Below are 19,678 nucleotides of genomic sequence, written 5' to 3' on the forward strand. Positions count from 1 at the left end.
TTTAAAAATGACAAAAATAAAAATCAAGAAGCTGGCAATGTCGGCCATGCTGTTATTGGGAGCATCTACAGCATTTGCAGATGACGATACGCCGTCGATGTTAGATGTACATGGTTTTGGCACGCTGGGGGCCGTTTACCATGACGAACACGGCGTACAGTTTCGGCGTGACGTTTCGCAAGGGCATGGCGCCGGGGCAGGGCATCTGTCGTTTGCGCCCGATTCGATGCTGGGTTTGCAGGTGACGGCGCATTTCCGTCCTGATGTCGAGGCGACGATACAGGCCATTAGCCATCTCAATGTCGATAACAATTACAAGCCCGACCTGACTTGGGCGTTCCTAAAATACTCTCCGAGTGATGACTGGTACATTCGCGCCGGTCGCCTCGCCCTGGATTTTTATGTGCAGGGCGATTCTGCCGAAATCGGGTATTCCAACTTGCTCATTCGCCAGCCTATCGTGACCATTCCCCGTAGCTATGATGGCATTGATATCGATTGGCGTAGGCCTGTCGAGGGAGGGTTGATCAAGGTGAGAGGCATGGCCGGATTGACTTCAGGCAATTCGATTGGAGCGGATGGTGCGAACCGCTTCGACTACAGAGATTCTGAGGTGCTCGCCTCTACCTTGGAATATAGTCGCGGCAGTTGGATGGGACGATATACGTTCGGACGGCTGAAGATTGATAAAGAGTTCAAAAGCGCGGCTTTCAAGCAATTATTAAGTGCACTGCAGTTCGCGCCCAATGGCGCATCTATCATTGATCGCCTCAGCTTCAAGGACCGGGTGCTGAACTACCAGCAGATAGCTTTGGCTTACGACCAAGGCCCTGTGCAGGCGCTCATCAGCTATGACAATCTAACTTCGGATAACTGGCCGGGTCGCCAGGAATTCATTGCTACGGCAGGATATCGTCTCGGGGATATCACACCTTATGCCGGCTTTTTTAAACAGCATTCCGACCGGAAGATTATTCACACCGGAATTCCAGACGGTTTATCTGTAGCTACTGATGCGCTCAATATGGCTTCGGCCTTATCGCAAAGCGGTCCTTTGACCAACCAGACGGACTTTATCCTGGGTGCTCGCTACGACTTTACCCCCCACAAGGCACTCAAGTTCCAGGCAGATCGCATTCGCTATCAGGATCCAGGGACCGCCATCGAACCTGGTTTATTCCAGCAGACGTATGAACAGCGAGGCCACCGTGCCTTTACTGTGATCTCCGTTGCGCTGGATTTCGTTTTTTAAGGAGGTCGACATGAAATATTTTCGTCTTTTCATGTTGCTGTTCATGTCGTTGTCGGTCTCGCTGCCTGCGCATGCCGGCCTGGTCGTGATTGTCAGTGCAACAAGCCCTGTCGAGCATTTGTCGCGTGAAGATGTCGTCAATATCTTCATGGGACGTTATCGAAAATTGCCGGATGGCAGCATGGCGTATCCGTTGGACGTCAATGACGATTCACCCGAGCGGCGCGAGTTTTACAAGAAGCTGTTGGACAAGAGCATTGCCGAGATCAATGCCTACTGGTCGCGGCTGATGTTTTCGGGGCGCACGACGCCGCCAAAATCTTTACCGCCGCAGGATGTGCTGGACATTGTCGCGCGCGCACCGGGAATGGTGGGGTATGTCGATCGGGGCAAGCTGCGTAATTCGGTCAAGGTGGTGTATGAGCTGCCGGATTGAGGAAACTTTAAAAGTGCCAAGGTGAGCAGGATTGAAGCCCCTATATTCGCGATATCTCGCAGGATATAGCCAAAGGCACTGAAGCTACCGTCATTTAAATCTAAAGATTGGCTGTATAGAACAATAAAAATGAATTGCAGAATCTCGATCGATCTATTTCTCATGCTTAAGCCGCAGAGGCAACTTATTCACCCATTGGAGCACGGGGATGAATAAGACCTTCATGCTACAGCGGATGTGGGTTTGGTTCAGACAATGGGGCCGCGGCAGTCTCGTCATCGATAGCACCTTCCGCGTGCTGATGGTTGGTGCTTTGCTGGCGGCCCTATTTGCCATGGGTAGCATGGCCTTCATTCGCGACCAGGAAACAAAGCGCCTCATGGCGCATGTCGATGCCCTGCTATCCACGGTCGAAAGCTCGGTGAGCGTTGCCTGCTTTACTGGCGATGCCACCTTAGCCGGGGATATTTCGCGTGGACTCCTTACTAACAAGCTGGTGGCGGGAGTCAGGATATCTGCGGGCAAGGCCGTGCTGACTGATCGATTGCGTGAAGGCACGATCAAGGATGAACGTTTTGTAGTGACCCGCCCGATTCCCTCTCCATTCGGCGCGGGCGACATGGTTGGCGAGGTGACATTGGTCGCGGATGGGGAATTCATCCGCGCACAAGCCATGAGCTATTCCCAAATCAGCGCCATATTCCTGGTGATGGAACTGCTGGCGGTCAGTATTGCCGTGGCGCTGGTCATGCTGCATACCGTAGTGCGGCCGATCAGGGAGTTTTCGAGGCGCGTGCATGATGTCGATATCAATGCGTCGAAGGTTGATGCCTATGTCATCCCGCCAGAAGGGAACGAGAAAAACGAGATCGGTCGTCTCGCGGCGGACTTTAACATCATGATCGGCAACGTACGAGATCTGCTGGCGGCAGAGCATGCCATGCAGGAGGAAATTGCTACACGTGAGCGGCGTTTCCGTACTTTGGTTGAAAATTCGCCCGACATCATCGCGCGCTACGACCGGGATTTTCGCCGTGTGTTCGTCAATCCAGCGTATGCACATGAGACTGGTACTCCGATTGAGCGGGCCCTCCAACGTCCCGTGGAGGACGACACCATTTGGCGGCCCCATATGTCGTGCGAAGAATACCAGGCACGGCTACGGCATGTGATGCTGACCGGAAAGCCGGACCATGTGCTGTTGGAATGGCATCGCGATGATGGACGCCTGGTCAGTCACGAGATGTACATCGTTGCTGAATACGATGGTAATGGCCAGGTTGAAGGGACGCTTGCCATTGGACGTGACATGACTGAACGTCTTGCTGTCGAGCGGCTATTGCAGCGCCAGGCAAGCTACGATGCTTTGACTGGCTTGTTGAATCGGCGCATGTTCGGCGAACGTCTACGCGAGGAAATCGCCCATGCCGAACGCACGGGAACGGCAATCGGTGTGTTGTTCATCGATCTCGATCGGTTCAAGGAAGTCAACGATACGCTGGGGCATGAAGTCGGCGATCTTCTGTTGGTCGATGCCGCTCGTCGTCTTACGCATTGCGTTCGAGAATCCGATATCGTCGCGCGGCTGGGCGGTGACGAATTCATTGTCGTCGTGCCTAATGCTGTGGAGGCGAAGCATCTTGCGCGTATTGCGGGTGAAATTATCCAGCGCATGGAACAGCCGTTTCATGTCGACGGCAACACTTGCTACATTTCGGCAAGCATCGGCATTACCTGCTTTCCCGAGGATGCAACGCAGCAGGAGACTCTCCTTAGCTGCGCCGACCAGGCCATGTATGCAGCCAAGGAACAAGGACGCAACGGGTTCAGTTTCTTCACTCGGGAAATGCAGACGCAATCCCAGAACCGATTGCATCTTGCCAATGACTTGCGCGAGGCCTTGGCTAATAACCAGTTGCAGGTCTGGTTCCAGCCGATTGCCGAGGTTGCAACCGGTGAAGTCGTCAAGGCAGAAGCACTTTTGCGCTGGGTGCACCCGGATCGCGGAATGGTGTCTCCCGCCCAGTTCGTACCGATTGCCGAAGAAAATGGCTGTATCCACGACATCGGTAACTGGGTGTTCCAGCGGTCGGCCCTGATGGCGAAACAATGGTCCGATCTCTTTCCCAGCGTGGGGGGCGATGCTCCCAGTATTAGTGTCAACCTGTCGCCGCGCCAATTCACACGTGGGGATTTCAGCGACCATTGGGCCGCGTATATCAACGAAATCGGCTTGCAGACCGAAAGCATCGTTGTCGAAATTACCGAAGGGTTGCTGTTGAGCGATGCTTCGGACATCCTGGGCAAGTTGGAGAACTTGCGTGCAGCCGGTATGCAGGTAGCACTGGACGACTTCGGTACGGGCTACTCTGCCATGGCATATCTCAAGAAGTTTCCAATCGATTATTTGAAGATCGACCGTTCTTTTGTGCGTGACATCGATGCCGATGCGAATGATCGTGCGATTGCCGAAGCCATCGTGGCGATGGCGCACAAGCTTGGGATCAAGGTGGTGGCCGAGGGGGTGGAAACCGAAGCCCAGCGCGATATTCTGGCCTCGGTCGGGTGCGAGTATTTGCAAGGTTATTTATATGCCAAGCCTATGCCGGAGGATGAGTTTCTTGCATATGTCAGCCATCGAGCGGCGCCCAGGGTAAAAGTTGCTTCGCTTTAGATACTTGGGTGTGTCACTGCAAGGCAAGATGAACCCGGTGGTTGCCTGAACTAATAGAGTCTATAATTCAGGCCCATATTCAGGTGTTTGCAAAACACTGGCACGGCTCGTATCACTGCGGGCCGTTTTTCATTGTCAAAAGGATACTCCATGGCTCAGTACGTCATGTCCATGCTCCGCGTGAGCAAAGTCGTGCCGCCCAAGCGGCAAATCATCAAGGATATTTCCCTATCGTTCTTCCCTGGTGCCAAGATCGGTCTCCTGGGCTTGAACGGCGCGGGTAAATCCACTGTGTTGCGCATCATGGCGGGTGCCGACAAGGAATTCGAGGGCGAAGTGCAATGGCAGCCCGGCGTTTCCATCGGCTATTTGCCGCAGGAGCCGCAACTCGACCCGGAAAAGACCGTGCGCGAGGAAGTCGAATCCGGCATGGGCGCCGTGATGGAGGCCAAGCAGAAGCTGGAAGAAATCTACGCGGCCTACGCCGAACCCGACGCCGATTTCGACAAACTGGCCGAAGAGCAGGCCAAGTACGAGAACATCATCGCCGCCAGCGGTTCCGACCTGGAAAACCAGCTCGAAATCGCCGCCGATGCGCTCCGCCTGCCACCTTGGGATGCCAAGATCGGTCCATTGTCCGGCGGTGAAAAACGCCGCGTGGCATTGTGCAAGCTGTTGCTTTCAAAGCCGGACATGCTGCTGCTGGACGAGCCGACCAACCACCTGGATGCCGAATCCGTGGAGTGGCTGGAACAGTTCCTCGTGCGCTTCCCAGGCACTGTGGTAGCCGTGACGCACGACCGCTACTTCCTGGATAACGCCGCCGAGTGGATTCTGGAACTGGACCGCGGCCACGGCATTCCCTGGAAGGGCAATTACTCCAGCTGGCTCGAGCAAAAGGAAGCGCGCCTGGAGCAGGAAAACAAGCAGATCGACGCCCACATGAAGGCGATGAAGCAAGAGCTGGAATGGGTGCGCCAGAACCCGAAGGCGCGCCAGGCCAAGTCCAAAGCGCGTCTGAGCCGTTTCGAAGAACTCAACTCCGTCGAATACCAGAAGCGCAACGAAACGCAGGAAATTTTCATTCCGCCTGGTGAGCGTTTGGGCGACAAGGTCATCGAGTTCAACGGCGTCAGCAAGGGCTTTGGCGATCGCCTGCTGATTGATAACCTGAGTTTCAGCATTCCCCCCGGCGCCATCGTTGGCGTCATCGGTCCCAACGGCGCGGGTAAGTCGACGCTGTTCCGGATGTTGCAAGGCAAGGAGCAGCCGGACAGTGGCGAAATCGTGGTCGGTCCGACCGTGAAGATTGCGGCGGTGGATCAGTCGCGCGAAGGGCTGGAAGATAACAAGACGGTGTTCGACGTGATTGCAGGCGGCGCAGATATTCTGTCCGTGGGCAAATTCGAGATGCCAAGCCGGGCCTACATCGGCCGCTTCAACTTCAAGGGCGGTGACCAGCAGAAGATCGTCGGTCAGCTATCAGGCGGTGAACGTGGACGGCTGCATCTCGCCAAGACGCTGATTTCCGGCGGCAACGTGCTGCTGCTGGACGAGCCTTCCAACGACCTTGACGTGGAAACCCTGCGTGCGCTGGAAGACGCACTGTTGGAATTCGCCGGCTGCGTGCTGGTGACTTCGCACGATCGCTGGTTCCTGGATCGTATCGCGACGCACATCCTGGCGGCTGAAGGCGATTCGCAGTGGACTTTCTTCAACGGAAACTACCAGGAATACGAGGAAGACAAGAAGAAACGGCTGGGCGAAGAGGGTGCCAAGCCCAAGCGTATTCGATACAAGCCGATTACACGCTAATCGTCCTCCGCAGGCGAATTTGCGCCTGCTTGTAATGCTCAAAGGGTTAGTCGAATCGTTTATGCGGTTTGACTAACCCTTTTGGTTATCTGGTGGAGGAGGTTTTTTTAAATAAGTGTTTTAACAAATTCTTGTATTGCTGATCTTGCCGCCTCAAAATAATGGCATGTCAGGAAATCCCTACAAAGCTTCCGGCCCTGCGGCACGCATCAGTGCGATCTATATCGCTTTTGCAGCGAGCTGGATTTTTTTGTCCGACGATTTATTGCAATGGCTGATTCCCGATATTGCTGAGGTAACACAGCTGCAAACCTACAAAGGGCTGGTTTTCGTCCTTATTACGGGCAGTTTGCTGTATCGGCTGGTATACCGGCTCACCTCATCCAGGCAGCATCCCAATGTAGATTTACAGCTTCCAGTTCCCGTTGCTAGTCGGCTCTTTCCCCTGCTTCTTTTCGTCTGGCTGTGCTTGGCCATTGGCTTGAGCGGCTGGTCGATTTTCACTGCCTTGAGGGATTCCGTCATGCAAGACACCCAGCAATCGCTGGTCACGCACGGCACGCTCAAGGCCCGTCAGATCGCAAGTTGGCTGAAGGAACGCCAGGATGACCTGATCATGCATGCGGCTGACGATGAATCGGTGCGCGACTTGGCAGCATGGATGTATCAAGGCCATGCTGGGCTCGATATGTCTGATGTACAAGCGCGTTTTCAGGCGCTCAAAAACATTCACGGATTTACCGGCATCGAGGTCTACGACAAGCTGGGCCGGCCTGAATACGGCGACAATACCCCAGCCGTTGCAACGGAAGGCGCGGCAGCCAGGCAAGCAATGGCCAACAACGACTTGGTGCTGGTCGATTTTCATCGCGACAGTGCCGCTGGTCCGATAAATTTCGGCTTCATGGTGCCCTTGCGTGCTCATGGTACGGTGATCGGTGCTTTGTATGCCGAACTCGATCCTGTGCCCGTGTTGTATCCCATGATTCAGGATTGGCCGGGAAATAACCGAACTGGCGAGGCGGTGCTGCTTCGCTATAAGGATGGGCGCGCCGTATATTTAAGTCCACCGCGAACGAACAAATCGTTGGCTGAAGCCGCTGACGAACTCAGCATGGCAATGGCAAAGGTGTCGAACGTCCCTGCCTTTTTAAACGACTTCCATGATTATCGAGGCCATCCAGTGCTTGGCTACATCACGCCTATCGCTCATTCTCCCTGGCTGCTACTGGTGAAGGAAGATCAAGCGGAAGCCTATGCCAGTATTAATCGTATAGGTATTGTGGCGGCCTTGGGCAGCATGGCCCTCATGGCGATTTCTGGCTTTAGCATCTGGTTGTGGTGGCTACGGCGGCAGGAACATCTCGAGCACCTGCATAAACAGGAAAAGCTGGAACGCGAAACCCTCGAGGCACGCTATAACACACTCTCCAAATTCGCCAACGACATCATTATTGTGGCCGATAGCCAGGGTCGCATTATCCAGGCCAACGATCGGGCGCAGGAAGTGTACGGCTACGACATGGATGAGTTGGTCGGCAAACACGTGTGCGAACTTGAGGAAGATGCTTCGCATGCGGCGTGCGAGCAAAAGCGGGAAATATTGGAACGTAAAGAGGCAAGCCGTTTCGAGACCCAGCACAGGCGCAAGGACGGCAGTGTGTTTCCCGTGGAAATCAGTGCCCGAATGATCACGCAGCATCAGCAGCGCTTTATCCATATGGTGCTGCGCGATATCACGGAACGCCGTCAGATCGAGGAGTCGCAGAAGCTGGCCAGCTTGGTGTACGAGCACAGTAGCGATGCCATGATGGTCACCGATCTCAACGGTATCATCATGAGTATCAACCCTGCCTTCACCGCGTTGACCGGATATTCGGCAGAGGAAGCAATCGGCCAGCCGACGAGCCTGTTGAAGTCCGGACGGCAGGATGCCGCCTTTTATCGCTCGTTCTGGCACGCCATCAAAACCCACGGCAAGTGGGAGGGGGAGATCTGGAACAAGCGCAAGAATGGGGAGGTTTTTCCGGAATGGTTGCGCATCAATGCCATTCGCCGTGCCGACGGGACGACTCATCGATTGGTGGCGCTGTTTTCGGATATCACCCAGAAGAAAGCTTCAGAAGCGTTGATCTGGCAGCAGGCTAATTTCGACTTGTTGACCGGCTTGCCCAACCGTCGCATGTTCTATGATCGCCTAGATCAGGAAATGAAGAAATCCAAGCGTTCCGGCCTGCCGATGGCGCTGATGTTCCTGGACCTTGACCGTTTCAAGGAGGTAAACGATACGCTGGGCCACGATATGGGCGACTTGCTGCTTAAGGAAGCCGCGCAGCGGCTGCGTAATTGCGTGCGCAGCTCAGATACCGTGGCACGTTTGGGCGGTGACGAGTTCACCGCCATCATGGGTGAACTGGTGGATACCAGTAGTGTGGAACGTGTGGCGCAAAATATCCTGCATCGCCTGACGGAACCGTTCCAGTTGGGGCTTGAGACAGGGTATGTTTCTGCCAGTATCGGCATCACGCTGTTTCCCGCCGATGCCGAGGATGTCGATACGTTGATCAAGAACGCCGACCAGGCCATGTACGCAGCCAAGCACCAGGGGCGCAACCGGTTCAATTACTTCACAGCGGCCATGCAGGCTACAGCCCAGGCCCGTCTCCAATTGGCCGGCGAATTACGCATCGCGTTGGCGGAAGGCCAGTTCGTCGTGCATTACCAGCCCATCGTTGATCTCAAGACCGGCGAGATTCGCAAGGCCGAGGCACTGGTGCGCTGGCAGCACCCGGTGCACGGCTTGCTTAACCCAGGTGAATTCTTGGCGTTGTCGGAAGAAACCGGGCTCATCGTCGAGATCGGGGATTGGGTATTTCACCAGGCAGCTCGTCAAGCCGAGCTATGGCGGAGCCGCTATCGTAGCGATTTTCAGATCGGCGTGAATAAGTCTGCGGCACAATTCCACGACGAAAAAAAGAAAATACAACCAGGCAACTCGACGCAATGGGAACATGCTGGCGCCGCGTTGGCGGTCGAAATCACGGAAGCGCTGCTGCTCGATTCCAGTCCGCTAGTGGCGGAAAAAATCATGGAGTTGCGCAACGCGGGTGTGCAGATCGCCATCGACGATTTCGGGACCGGCTATTCCTCCCTGGCGTATTTGCGCAAGTTCGAGATCGACTACCTTAAAATCCATGAGTCTTTCATCCATCAGATGGCGCCTCACGGCAACGATATGGCATTATGCGAAGCCATCATCGTGATGGCGCACAAGCTCGGCATCAAGGTCGTCGCGGAGGGCGTGGAAACACCCATTCAACGCGATTGGCTGGTGTCTGCGGGGTGCGATTACGGACAGGGTTACCTGTTCTCGCACCCTCTGCCGGCCGAGGAATTCGAGGCGCTACTTAACACCAGACTCAGGGCATGAAACGCATTTCCTCGCGCGATAACGCAAGCTTCAAACAACTCAAAAAACTCGCAGAATCGTCGAAAGCGCGACGCAAGGCAGCGCAAGCCTTGCTGGACGGTATTCACCTGCTGGCCGCTTGCCTCGAATCCGGCATGCAGCCCCGTCTCGTCGCCATCAGCGAGAATGCCCTCGATCATCCGGAAATCGGTCCACTGCTCGCGTCGCTGCCTGAGGTCGAGGTACTGCAACTGCCGGATGCGCTTTTCAACGAAATCACGCAGCTCGACACCCCCGTAGGCCTGCTGGCCCTCATCGATATTCCGCCAGCGCGCATTCCTTCCAATGCTGGGTTTTGCCTGATGCTCGAAGATGTGCAGGATCCGGGCAATCTGGGCACCATACTGCGCTCTGCGGCGGCGGCAGGTGTTGAGGTCGCTTATCTCTCCCCGCGCTGCGCGGATGCCTGGTCGCCCAAGGTGCTTCGGGCTGCCATGGGCGCGCATTTTGTCCTGCCCATCGAAGAAGGGGCTGATTTGCCGGCACTGGTAGCGCGATTCAACGGTAAAACCCTGGCTACCCGGCTCGATGCCAAGCAATCGCTCTACCAACTGGACTTGCGCGGACCGACGGCGGTGCTGATCGGGAATGAAGGTGCCGGGTTATCAGATGCCTTGCTGGAAATCGCCAATACGCCTGTACGCATCCCGATGCCGGGGCAGATCGAGTCACTTAATGCTGCTGCGGCGGCGTCCATTTGTTTGTTCGAGTGCGTGCGACAACGCTTGAAGTAATACTGCTCATCCCCGTGCACAACAATGGTGCCGCAAAGGCGGTAAGTGGCAGGTAATCTTTTGAGGATGGCGCTCGGAAGTAAGGAAATGCTGTAAGGCGATATTTCGGTATAGATGTTGCTTGTCCCTACGGCATGAATTCTTATTGCGACGACAGTATCTTGCGAGAAGTGGATGGCGGACTGGGGAAAGTCTTTCCCTCTTTGCCGCTGACGCCCGTCCTGGAACAATTGCTTCAGGACAGGACGCGCATGCTGGATTCGCTCCTGAGTAATCTCGACGGCTTGGCCTACTGCTGCCTGTGCGACGAGAACTGGAGCATGATTTTCGTCAGCGAAGGGTGCAAGGAAGTCACCGGCTACGATGCCGACGACCTCATTTTCAATCGCCGTATTTCCTACAACCGTCTGACCCATCCCGATGACCGGGCCAGGGTCAGGGCCAGCATTGATGCTTCAATCGCGCACGGCGATCGTTTCGATGTGGAGTATCGCATCCTGCATGCCGATGGCAGTGTGCGTTGGGTATGGGAACGCGGCGCCACGCTGCGCAACGAGCAGGGTGGGGTGGAGGCGCTGGAAGGTTTCATCCAGGACATTACCCGACTCAAGCTCAGCGAGCAGGCGGCGCGAGAGGCCGAAGAGCGCTACCGGTCCATATTCGAGAACGCGCTGGAAGGTATCTACCAGACTAGCCCGGAAGGCACCTATCTCAACTTCAATCCCGCTTTGGCTCGCATCTACGGCTACGATTCGCCGGACGATCTGCGGCTGGGCATCTCGGATATCCAGAACCAGCTTTACGTCGACCACAACAAGCGCAATGAATTCGTCGCTATCATGCGCGCCCAAGGCCGGGTGCAGAACTTCGAGGCGCAGGTCTATCGCAAGTACGGCGATATCATCTGGATCAGCGAGAACGCCCGCCAAGTATTGGATGCGGACGGCAAGCTACTGTTTTTCGAAGGCACGGTAGAAGACATCACCGAGCGCAAGAGCTTCGAGCAGCAGATCGAATACCAGGCGACCCACGATGGGTTGACCGGCTTGCCTAACCGTTCATTGTTAAGCGATCGGCTGGAACAGTGCATCTCGCTTGCGGAACGTAGCGGCACTCAGCTCGCCGTGGCTTTCATCGACCTCGATCAATTCAAGCTGATCAACGACAGCATGGGCCATGACATGGGCGACCGGCTCCTGGTCGAGATGGCTAAGCGGCTGAGCGACAGCGTGCGTGAAAGCGACACTGTGGTGCGGCTGGGCGGGGACGAGTTCGTGATCCTGCTCACCAACATCCACAAGGTCGAGGACATCTCGCACAGCATGCAGCGTATTCTCGCGGCGGTGTCGGAGAACTGCACCATCGATCATCGCGATTTCGTCGTGTCTTGCAGCATCGGCATCAGCATGTACCCGCAGGACGGACGCGACCCCAATACTCTGCTCAAGCATGCCGATTCCGCCATGTACGAGGCAAAGCGGGCGGGGCGCAACAACCTGCAGTTCTATACCCCGGCGCTGAACGATATTTTGATCGAGCGGCTCAGCGTGGAATATCGTCTCCGCCAGGCGATCGAGCGCAAGGAATTCGTGCTTCATTACCAACCTAAGATGGATTTCCTTACCGGCAAGGTCAATGGTGCTGAAGCGTTGATTCGCTGGCAGCCGGAAGGGGGTGAGATGATCCCACCGTTCAAGTTCATCCCCGTAGCGGAAGAGACCGGGATGATCGAAGAGATCGGTGCTTGGGTGATGCGCGAGGCATGTGCCAAGGCTCATGAATTGCGCGAACGTCTGGGCCGCGATATTCCTATTGCCGTCAACGTCTCGCCGCGCCAATTCGGGCAACCACACTTCGTCGAATCCGTGCGCAGTGCGTTGGCGTCTGTCGATCTACCACCGCATTGCCTGGAGCTTGAAATCACCGAAAGCACCTTGGTGCTGGACGCGCGGAAATTCGTCGATACCCTGCACGAATTGAAGGCGCTGGGCGTGTGCCTGGCGATCGACGATTTCGGGACCGGCTATTCAAGCATGGCTTATCTCAAGGACTTTCCTGTGGACCGGCTGAAAATTGATCGGTCATTCGTCGATAACCTGGAACAGGAACCAGCGAAGAAGCCCATTCTGAACGCCATTGTCGCGTTGGGGCGGAGCCTGGGGCTCAAGGTGATCGCAGAAGGGGTGGAAACCCGCTACGAACACGATCATCTGCGCAGCATGGGCTGTGACGAGTTGCAGGGATATTTTTTCAGCAGGCCGCTCACAAGCGAGGCTTTCGAGCGGCTGCTGATTGAGCCAGCGATAGTCTAGTGACGCGTCTGGCTGCCGGGCAGGTCGTAATCGCTTGAAAAAAGCTGATCGGCATCGACCGAGTCAAAGGTGTACTGCTGGTTGCAAAACTCACAATTCACTTCGATGTTGGACCGCTCTTCGAGAATGCTCTGCACTTCTTCCTTGCCTAGCATCTTGAGCATATTGGCGACGCCTGAACGCGAGCAGCGGCAGTAGAACGATACTGGCTGGGGTTCGAACACGCGGATGTCATCCTCGTGGAACAGACGGTGCAGCAGGGTTTCCGGCGCCAACTCCATGAGTTCCTGCGGCGTGACGGTCTCGAGAAATTTTCCCGCGCGATTCCACGCGTCTTCATCTTGATCCGGCTTGCCCGGCAGCTTTTGCAGCAGCATCCCGGCCGCCTGTTTGTCGTTAGCACTCAAGATGAGGCGCGTGTCCAGTTGCTCGGAGCGCAGCATGTAGTTTTCCAGAATCTCCGCCACGCTGTTGCCTTCGAGCGCAACGATGCCCTGGTATGCCTGGCTACCATCCTGCGGGTCCAAGGTGATGGCGAATCGGCCGCTACCGACCAATTCCGCCAGTCCGCCTTGGGGTAATTCTCCTTCCCACTTGGCAGTTGCGCGCATGGTCATGTCTCCCGTGCATTCCACTACCAACAGTGAAACTGGTCCGCTACCCTGGATTTGAAGGATGAGCGATCCGCGCAGCTTGAGCGTTGCAGCCAGCAAAGCTGCGGCCGCCATGAGTTCGCCTAACTTGTCGCGCAAGACTTCGGGATAGTGGTGGCGTTCGAGTACGGTGCGCCAAGTCTGGTCGAGGTGCACGATTTCACCACGAATTGGGGTTGCTTCAAACACGAAGCGCTGTAAAACGTCAGACAAAATTCTTCGTCCTGCATAAATGGGAAACCTCTAATCATACCATTCTCTCGTATTGGCTCTGTCCGCATAAGCACGGAGGCCGATTAGAGGGAATGCACCAAAAAGGTACATGTATCAATTGCCATGGGGCGGATGCACCTGTATTGGGCGTTTGTGTTTCTGGCGACGTTGAACATAGGGTGTTTATCTCTGGCACAGATGCTGCTTTAGCTCTTCATTAAATGTAGGGAAATCCCCACAGAAATTGAGAAGGTTTTGCAACGGCGCAAGGCTTTTCTTACAACACAAAGGAGTGGAGATGTTGCAAAGTAATCGAATGAGCTTGTCTTCGGCAGAGCGTGCGTGGCTGCCTTGGTTTGGCAAGACCGGAAAAATGAGCATGCGTTGGGCGTGCTACCTCAACCGCCGGCGTTACCCCGTACTGGAGCAGACTTTCGAGGGAATCGCCGATACGCGGGTGAAAATTCTTCAAGGTTGGGCTGCTCAACATTGGGAGTTCTTGGAAAACCTTGCGACCGAGGCGTTGAAGGATTTCCCGTCACTGGACCAAACGGCGTTTGCCAGCAAGCAATCCTCTTCGAGCGACTTCTCTGAGCTTTTCATCGTCAATACCGAAGGCCAAGTCCTGGTCTCGACCTACGCCAAGCATATCGGTCAGCGAGATTTGCCTTCGGCCGCGCTTGCGGAAGGCCTGAAGGCCAAGTTCCTGCATGGTCCCTACGTCGATCCGCAAACCGTGGCCATCGGGCCTTCTACATCGCGTTTTCACGATGCGGTGACGCTTATGTTCTACCTGCCGTTGCAGCAAAACGGCCAGGTTGTAGGTTGCCTGTGCGGCCGAGTGCCGAACGATGTGCTGGGTGATTTGATCCAGCGCGAGGCTGGGCACGTGTTCATCGAATCCGGGGACAACTATTTGTTCATGGTCAAATCGATGTTCGATCCAGGTATCCAACCTGGTACGGCACTCTCTCGCTCGCGCTTCGAGGACAGCACCTTCAGCCTGGGCGATAACCTCAAGCAGGGCGTGCGCACTGCTTACGGTACGGTCACGGTGAAGAATCACACCGAACTGGAGTTGATCTTCAACGATCCGGCGACGGGCCAGCTTCATCCTGGTGTGCGCGAAACCATACGCAACGGACAGAACTTGTTTGTGACGTATCCCGGATACTCCGATTACCGCCATATTCCGGTGATAGGCAAGGGTATTACCTTCAAGATGCCGGGCTCCAAGGATACCTGGGGCATGATGTGCGAGGCAGACCTGGAAGAGGCTTTTCGCTTCCGGTCGGTCAATTTCCGCATGCTGCGAGGCTATCTCACCATCGTGCTCGGCACTTGGCTTGCCAGCGTGGGGGTCGGTAGCTGGTTCGAGCTGAACCGGCTCCAGAACGAGCTGCTTAACCTCGGCCTATTGTGTTTTGGTACTTTGGCATTCTATCGCTTTGCATTAAGCCCGATGACGGATCGCTTGCGTCAGATGGCCAAGGTAATCCGCAGCCTGGCGGAAGGCGGGGGCAACCTGGCGCAGCGCTTCGAGCGATCATCGGCCGCGACCGACGAACCTTCGGTGATGGCACAATGGGTCAACAGCTTTATCGATACGCTGGACGGCACCGTGAGCCGGGTGGTGCTTGCGACGGAAGAGATGACGACCAACCAGCAGCAGATGCAGCAACGCAACCTGGAAGCTAGTAAAGCGACGTCACAGGTGCTGAATGCGGTGCACGAGATTCTGGATTCTCTGCAAAAGCAGATGTCGGACATCGATACAGCTACTGCGACAACGACGGAAATCCGAGCTGCCATGGAGCAAGCGGTCGAGAACAGTCGCAGGCAATTCGCCTTGGTGCAGGACCGTACGCAAGACATCCGGACCTCGATCGATCAATCCTCGCAGACCATTCGTCGCTTGAGCGACAGCACCGAGCAGATCGGTCGCATCGTCCAGGTCATCAACGAAATCGCCGACCAGACTAACCTGCTGGCGCTTAATGCGGCCATCGAAGCGGCACGGGCTGGGGAGGCGGGGCGCGGATTTGCCGTGGTCGCAGATGAGGTGCGCAAGCTGGCAGAGAGAACGAGCGGTGCCACTACTGAGATCGATCAGATGATCCAGACCGTGCAGGGACAGGCGCGCGAGGCTGTCAGCATCATGGAGCGGGGTAGCTCCGGGATGGAAGAAGGCTTACGGCTGGCTGAGGCTGCGGCATCCGACAACGGCGGTACGCATGAGATCTTGGAGCGTATGTTCAAACTCATCAACGACATCGCCCAAAGCGCCTATGCTTACGGCAATCGTGTTCAGGGCGTGGCCGAGGTGACGGAATCGATGCGATCTGCGCTGGATGAGCTTAATTCAAGCGTAACGAGGGCTCGTCAGACGTCGCAAAAGTTGAAGCGCCTGGCCGATCAGTTCCAGACTTCGCAATCGCAGCAAGATGCGCCTGCACTCTAGAAATGTTGGCTTACAGCGTTGGGGCCGGCAGAGCGCGAGCTTTTGGGATGTTTCTGAGACGCCAATTGGCAAGCGCCCATGGCCAGAGATCGCCCAGGTTGGCGCCGGCTAATTCCTGAGGCGGTTGCTGCTGCAGGAAGTCCAGGGCAAGCCAGAGTGCGCGCCCTGGAGAATCACCCTTCAAGGGGGCTGCAAGGGTTTGTTTGCTCAGTTTTTCGCCCTGCGCGTTAACGGCCAAAGGAATGTGCGCATACATCGGATGTGGTAGCGACAGTAGCTGCTGGAGGTAAATCTGGCGCGGCGTTGAATCCAGCAAATCCGCACCGCGGACGACATGGGTGATACCTTGCTCTGCATCGTCGATGACTACTGCCAATTGATAGGCATACAAGCCATCGGCGCGCTTGAGAATGAAGTCGCCGATGTCGCGTTCGAGGATTTGTGATTGCGGACCTTGAACGGCGTCCTCGAATGCAATTTCTTGCTGATTGGTCCTGACCCGCCAGGCGCGCATTTCGCGTCCTCCTAAGCCGTGGCGGCACGTTCCGGGGTATACAGGCCCTTCGATTCCAGGTAACGCCGAGTCGGCGATTTCCTTGCGAGTGCAGGCGCAAGGGTAGAGCGATTCCAGTGAGACGAGCTTTGCAAGGGCCGCCTCGTAAAATTCACTACGGCGGCTCTGGTACAACACCGGACCGTCCCATTCCAGTCCGTAGGTCTCCAGTGTTCGCAAAATAGAATCGGCCGCCCCCGGCTGCTCTCGCGGCGGGTCGAGGTCTTCCATGCGAACGATCCATTCGCCTCCGCAACTGCGGGCGTCCAGATAGCTTGCTACTGCGGCAACGAGAGAGCCGAAGTGCAGGGGGCCGGTAGGTGACGGGGCGAAGCGTCCTCGAAACATCTCAATCCCTGTGGGGCGGGATGTACAGCGCTTCGATGTGCTTGCCTAGGAGGATGATACGGCACGGAAGCCGATCGGTGCCGGTATCGCTGACTTCGAAATGATAGGTGCGTTTAAAGCGCATACGTCCGTCGGCATCGCGGGCAGCCCAGAGCTTGGCAAAGGCTACCGTATCGTCGAGGAATTGCAGCCCGTAGCGATCAGCCGCTTGCTTGCCTGCTGCGACGGCTACATCGCGGGCATGCAGGCTGTCGAGCCAAAACCAGGCGGCGGCCAAGGCCGTAATGAGCAATGAGAGTTCCAAATCAGGCAGCAGGTTTTGCGGGTGGTGATGTTTCAGTGGAGGGCGCTTCTTCCTCTTCCGGTTCATCCTCGTGGAGCGAGAGATGCGCGATGCGATCGGAGGCATCTTGCACCTTCGAAGTCTTGCTGTGCAACTTGAACTTGAGGCGCAGCTCGTTTATCGAGTCGGCATTGCGCAAGGCGTCGTCCTCTGTGATGCGACCTTCCTCGGCCAAATTGAAGAGCGCTTGGTCGAAGGTCTGCATGCCCAACTCGACCGATTTCGCCATAGCCTCCTTGACCATGTTGGTCTCGCCCTTAAGGATGAGGTCGGCCACCAGTGGCGAATTAAGCAGGATTTCGATAGCCGCGCACCGACCCCCGCCCTTCTTGGGCACCAGCCGCTGCGAGACGAAGGCGCGCAGGTTGAGCGACAGGTCCATGTGCAGCTGGGCGTGCCGTTCTTCTGGAAAGAAGTTGATGATGCGATCGATCGCCTGGTTTGCGCTGTTGGCATGCAGTGTAGCCATGCACAAATGGCCGGTTTCGGCGAAATTGAGTGCGAATTCCATGGTTTCGCGGTCACGGATTTCGCCGATCAGAATTACGTCCGGCGCTTGACGCAAGGTGTTTTTGAGTGCGGGGAACCAGTCCAATGTGTCGCGCCCGACTTCGCGGTGCGTGATAAGGCAGTTTTTGCTGCTGTGAACGTATTCGACCGGATCTTCGATAGTGATGATGTGGCCGTAGGAGTGCTCGTTCCGATAATCGATCAGAGCCGCCAGCGTTGTCGATTTGCCTGAGCCGGTGCCACCGACGAGGATGATGAGGCCGCGCTTGGTCATCATGACCTCTTTCAACTGCTGAGGCAGGCCCAGCTCGTCGAAATTTGGAATTTTGGTGGTGATCGTACGCAACACCATGCCGACGTTTTCTTGCTGGACGAATACATTCACCCGAAAACGGCCGATTTCCTTGGGCCAGATGGCAAAGTTACATTCTTTTTCCTGCTCGAACTGGTTACGCTGCTTTTCGTTCATCAGCGCATAGGCAAAGCTTTTGGTGTGTACGCCGGTGAGCTTTTGCGGGGCTACGGGAGTCATCTTGCCGTCGATTTTCATCGACGGCGGAAAATCGGCCGAGATGAACAAGTCGGAGGCTTTTCTATCGAGCATCATGCGCAGCAAGCCGTGCATGTAAGCGAGTGCCTGGTCGTTGTTCATGGGGAAATCCTTTTAAATGCCCAGTCCTTCAGTCCAGGACAGCGCCTCGATATGGCACTTGTTAACGAGTTCCGGATCCATAATCAACGAATCCGCCAGCGTGCGGATTTTATCTACATCGGCGCCTTCACAGGCTTCTGCCAATTGCAGAAATGGACCATAAACGCCGGTATGCTGCAGCAGGGCCTCTGTGACGGCTTCTGGGAGGTTGAGCTTGTCCAGCGCCTGATCCATGGGCATTTCCAGCATGGCATCGAGCAGGGAAAACACACCCACGATGAATAGGTCTTCGCGCTCCTTTTTGCTTAGGTATCCAGCACCCAGCAGTTCGGTCAAACGTCCGCGAGTGATTGCAGTCTTCATCAGGGCCGGCGGAGCTGAATTCTCACCAGCCGTGACCATGAGCAGCGTCAGCCACCGGTAGAGCTGATCGTAACCCAGGATGGTAATGGCGTGGCGAATCGATTGAATTTCGCTCGACAGGCCGAACCCCACGGAGTTGATATAGCGCAGCAGCTTGAAGGAGAGGGCTACATCGTGCTTGAAGGCGAGTTCGATTTCCTTGATCTCGGCTTTTCTCGACACCATGTTGAGGATTTCGAGCACCACTGCGTATGCGGGATGGATGACCTTGGCCGTGAGGGTTTCAGGGTGAGCGAAATAAAAGCCCTGGAACAACTTGAAACCGGTTTTTTTACAGGCATCGAAATCGTGGCGGCTTTCGACGTTTTCTGCGATGACCTTGATACTTCGCCCTTGTAGTTTCCCAAACAGGGCCAGAGTTTTATCCAGACCCAACTTTGCAATATTGAGCTTGATGTAATCGGCATGCGGCAACAAGGACAATAATCCCTGATCCTCAATCGTAGCGAGAGAAACGCCGAATCCTTTGCCGCGCAGTTCCGCAATTCGTTGGATCAAGGCCTCATCTACGGTCAAACCAGGCATCAGTTCCAACACGATGCGTTTGGCGGGCAGGAGTTCGATGAACTCGCCCATCAGTACTTCACCGTTAATGTTGATAAAGGCCTGCTTGTCCCCCAACAACCATTGGGTGCCCATGTCGTTGAGCGTGTTGACAAGAATTTGCGTGCACGAACGAACGTCATTCTCGATGACGTTCGTGTCGGTATTGGCGTTGTGGCGGAACAGCAACTCGTAGGCGACGATCTGCTGTTCAGCGTTGAGAATAGGCTGGCGCCCGATAAAGGCCTGGTTATCCTGCATTAATTTAGTTTGTTATCTGCGGTGTC

At 55.7% G+C, this 19,678-nt stretch carries 13 protein-coding genes; 8 read left to right on the forward strand and 5 right to left on the reverse strand.

Annotated features, from left to right (window positions below; all coding sequences use genetic code 11):
• Positions 1-7 precede the first annotated feature (7 nt).
• The 7 genes from NMK_RS01915 to NMK_RS01945 all read left to right on the forward strand — a co-directional run bounded on the left by NMK_RS01915 (position 8) and on the right by NMK_RS01945 (position 12,692).
• Positions 8-1,252, forward strand: a complete 1,245-nt coding sequence (locus NMK_RS01915; RefSeq protein WP_109014072.1) for a hypothetical protein — start codon at positions 8-10, stop codon at positions 1,250-1,252.
• Positions 1,253-1,262: 10 nt separating this feature from the next.
• Positions 1,263-1,688 (forward strand): type 2 periplasmic-binding domain-containing protein, encoded by a 426-nt coding sequence (locus NMK_RS01920; protein ID WP_109014073.1) that lies wholly within the window; start codon positions 1,263-1,265, stop codon positions 1,686-1,688.
• A gap of 208 nt (positions 1,689-1,896) precedes the next feature.
• On the forward strand, positions 1,897-4,362 hold the full coding sequence (locus tag NMK_RS01925) for an EAL domain-containing protein (protein WP_109014074.1): 2,466 nt from the start codon (positions 1,897-1,899) through the stop codon (positions 4,360-4,362).
• A gap of 150 nt (positions 4,363-4,512) precedes the next feature.
• Complete coding sequence (gene ettA / locus NMK_RS01930) at positions 4,513-6,177, forward strand: energy-dependent translational throttle protein EttA (RefSeq protein WP_109014075.1); 1,665 nt, start codon at positions 4,513-4,515, stop codon at positions 6,175-6,177.
• Between the two features lie 166 nt (positions 6,178-6,343).
• The gene (locus NMK_RS01935) at positions 6,344-9,607 is read left to right on the forward strand and encodes a bifunctional diguanylate cyclase/phosphodiesterase (protein WP_146187117.1); all 3,264 of its coding nucleotides are present in this window, start codon (positions 6,344-6,346) and stop codon (positions 9,605-9,607) included.
• The gene (locus tag NMK_RS01940; RefSeq protein WP_109014076.1) at positions 9,604-10,380 is read left to right on the forward strand and encodes a TrmH family RNA methyltransferase; all 777 of its coding nucleotides are present in this window, start codon (positions 9,604-9,606) and stop codon (positions 10,378-10,380) included. The genes NMK_RS01935 and NMK_RS01940 overlap by 4 nt, the downstream gene beginning before the upstream one ends.
• Positions 10,381-10,550: 170 nt before the next feature.
• Entirely contained in the window at positions 10,551-12,692 is a 2,142-nt protein-coding gene (locus NMK_RS01945; RefSeq protein ID WP_227871342.1) for a putative bifunctional diguanylate cyclase/phosphodiesterase, read from the forward strand.
• Here the strand turns inward: NMK_RS01945 and hslO are convergent.
• Positions 12,689-13,558: an Hsp33 family molecular chaperone HslO gene (gene hslO / locus NMK_RS01950; protein WP_109014077.1), complete on the reverse strand. Its 870-nt coding sequence runs from the start codon at positions 13,556-13,558 to the stop codon at positions 12,689-12,691. The genes NMK_RS01945 and hslO overlap by 4 nt on opposite strands.
• A gap of 298 nt (positions 13,559-13,856) precedes the next feature.
• On the opposite strand from hslO, the gene NMK_RS01955 reads away from it, so the two are divergent.
• Positions 13,857-16,019, forward strand: a complete 2,163-nt coding sequence (locus NMK_RS01955; protein WP_109014078.1) for a methyl-accepting chemotaxis protein — start codon at positions 13,857-13,859, stop codon at positions 16,017-16,019.
• Between the two features lie 10 nt (positions 16,020-16,029).
• Here NMK_RS01955 and gluQRS read toward each other — a convergent pair whose 3' ends face one another.
• From gluQRS to NMK_RS01975, 4 genes are read right to left on the reverse strand one after another with little or no spacing between them, the layout of a single operon-like run.
• Positions 16,030-16,920: a tRNA glutamyl-Q(34) synthetase GluQRS gene (gene gluQRS / locus NMK_RS01960; RefSeq protein WP_109014079.1), complete on the reverse strand. Its 891-nt coding sequence runs from the start codon at positions 16,918-16,920 to the stop codon at positions 16,030-16,032.
• 1 nt (position 16,921) lies between these two features.
• Positions 16,922-17,212, reverse strand: a complete 291-nt coding sequence (locus NMK_RS01965) for a DUF3301 domain-containing protein (protein WP_265415754.1) — start codon at positions 17,210-17,212, stop codon at positions 16,922-16,924.
• A 13-nt stretch (positions 17,213-17,225) separates the two neighbouring features.
• A complete protein-coding gene (locus tag NMK_RS01970; RefSeq protein WP_109014081.1) occupies positions 17,226-18,425 on the reverse strand; it encodes a PilT/PilU family type 4a pilus ATPase in 1,200 nt (399 codons plus the stop codon).
• 12 nt (positions 18,426-18,437) lie between these two features.
• On the reverse strand, positions 18,438-19,652 hold the full coding sequence (locus NMK_RS01975; protein WP_109014082.1) for an EAL and HDOD domain-containing protein: 1,215 nt from the start codon (positions 19,650-19,652) through the stop codon (positions 18,438-18,440).
• Between the last annotated feature and the right edge of the window lie 26 nt (positions 19,653-19,678).

Origin of the sequence: Novimethylophilus kurashikiensis, assembly GCF_003112435.1 — a bacterium.
GTDB classification, from domain to species: Bacteria; Pseudomonadota; Gammaproteobacteria; order Burkholderiales; family Methylophilaceae; genus Novimethylophilus; species Novimethylophilus kurashikiensis.

Excerpts from the sequence above, each read along its gene's own strand:
- NMK_RS01915 (WP_109014072.1), top strand. The coding sequence starts at position 8 with ATGACAAAAATAAAAATCAAGAAGCTGGCAATGTCGGCCATGCTGTTA.
- NMK_RS01920 (WP_109014073.1), top strand. The coding sequence starts at position 1,263 with ATGAAATATTTTCGTCTTTTCATGTTGCTGTTCATGTCGTTGTCGGTC.
- NMK_RS01925 (WP_109014074.1), top strand. The coding sequence starts at position 1,897 with ATGAATAAGACCTTCATGCTACAGCGGATGTGGGTTTGGTTCAGACAA.
- ettA (WP_109014075.1), top strand. The coding sequence starts at position 4,513 with ATGGCTCAGTACGTCATGTCCATGCTCCGCGTGAGCAAAGTCGTGCCG.
- NMK_RS01935 (WP_146187117.1), top strand. The coding sequence starts at position 6,344 with ATGTCAGGAAATCCCTACAAAGCTTCCGGCCCTGCGGCACGCATCAGT.
- NMK_RS01940 (WP_109014076.1), top strand. The coding sequence starts at position 9,604 with ATGAAACGCATTTCCTCGCGCGATAACGCAAGCTTCAAACAACTCAAA.
- NMK_RS01955 (WP_109014078.1), top strand. The coding sequence starts at position 13,857 with ATGTTGCAAAGTAATCGAATGAGCTTGTCTTCGGCAGAGCGTGCGTGG.
- gluQRS (WP_109014079.1), bottom strand. The coding sequence starts at position 16,920 with ATGTTTCGAGGACGCTTCGCCCCGTCACCTACCGGCCCCCTGCACTTC.
- NMK_RS01970 (WP_109014081.1), bottom strand. The coding sequence starts at position 18,425 with ATGAACAACGACCAGGCACTCGCTTACATGCACGGCTTGCTGCGCATG.
- NMK_RS01975 (WP_109014082.1), bottom strand. The coding sequence starts at position 19,652 with ATGCAGGATAACCAGGCCTTTATCGGGCGCCAGCCTATTCTCAACGCT.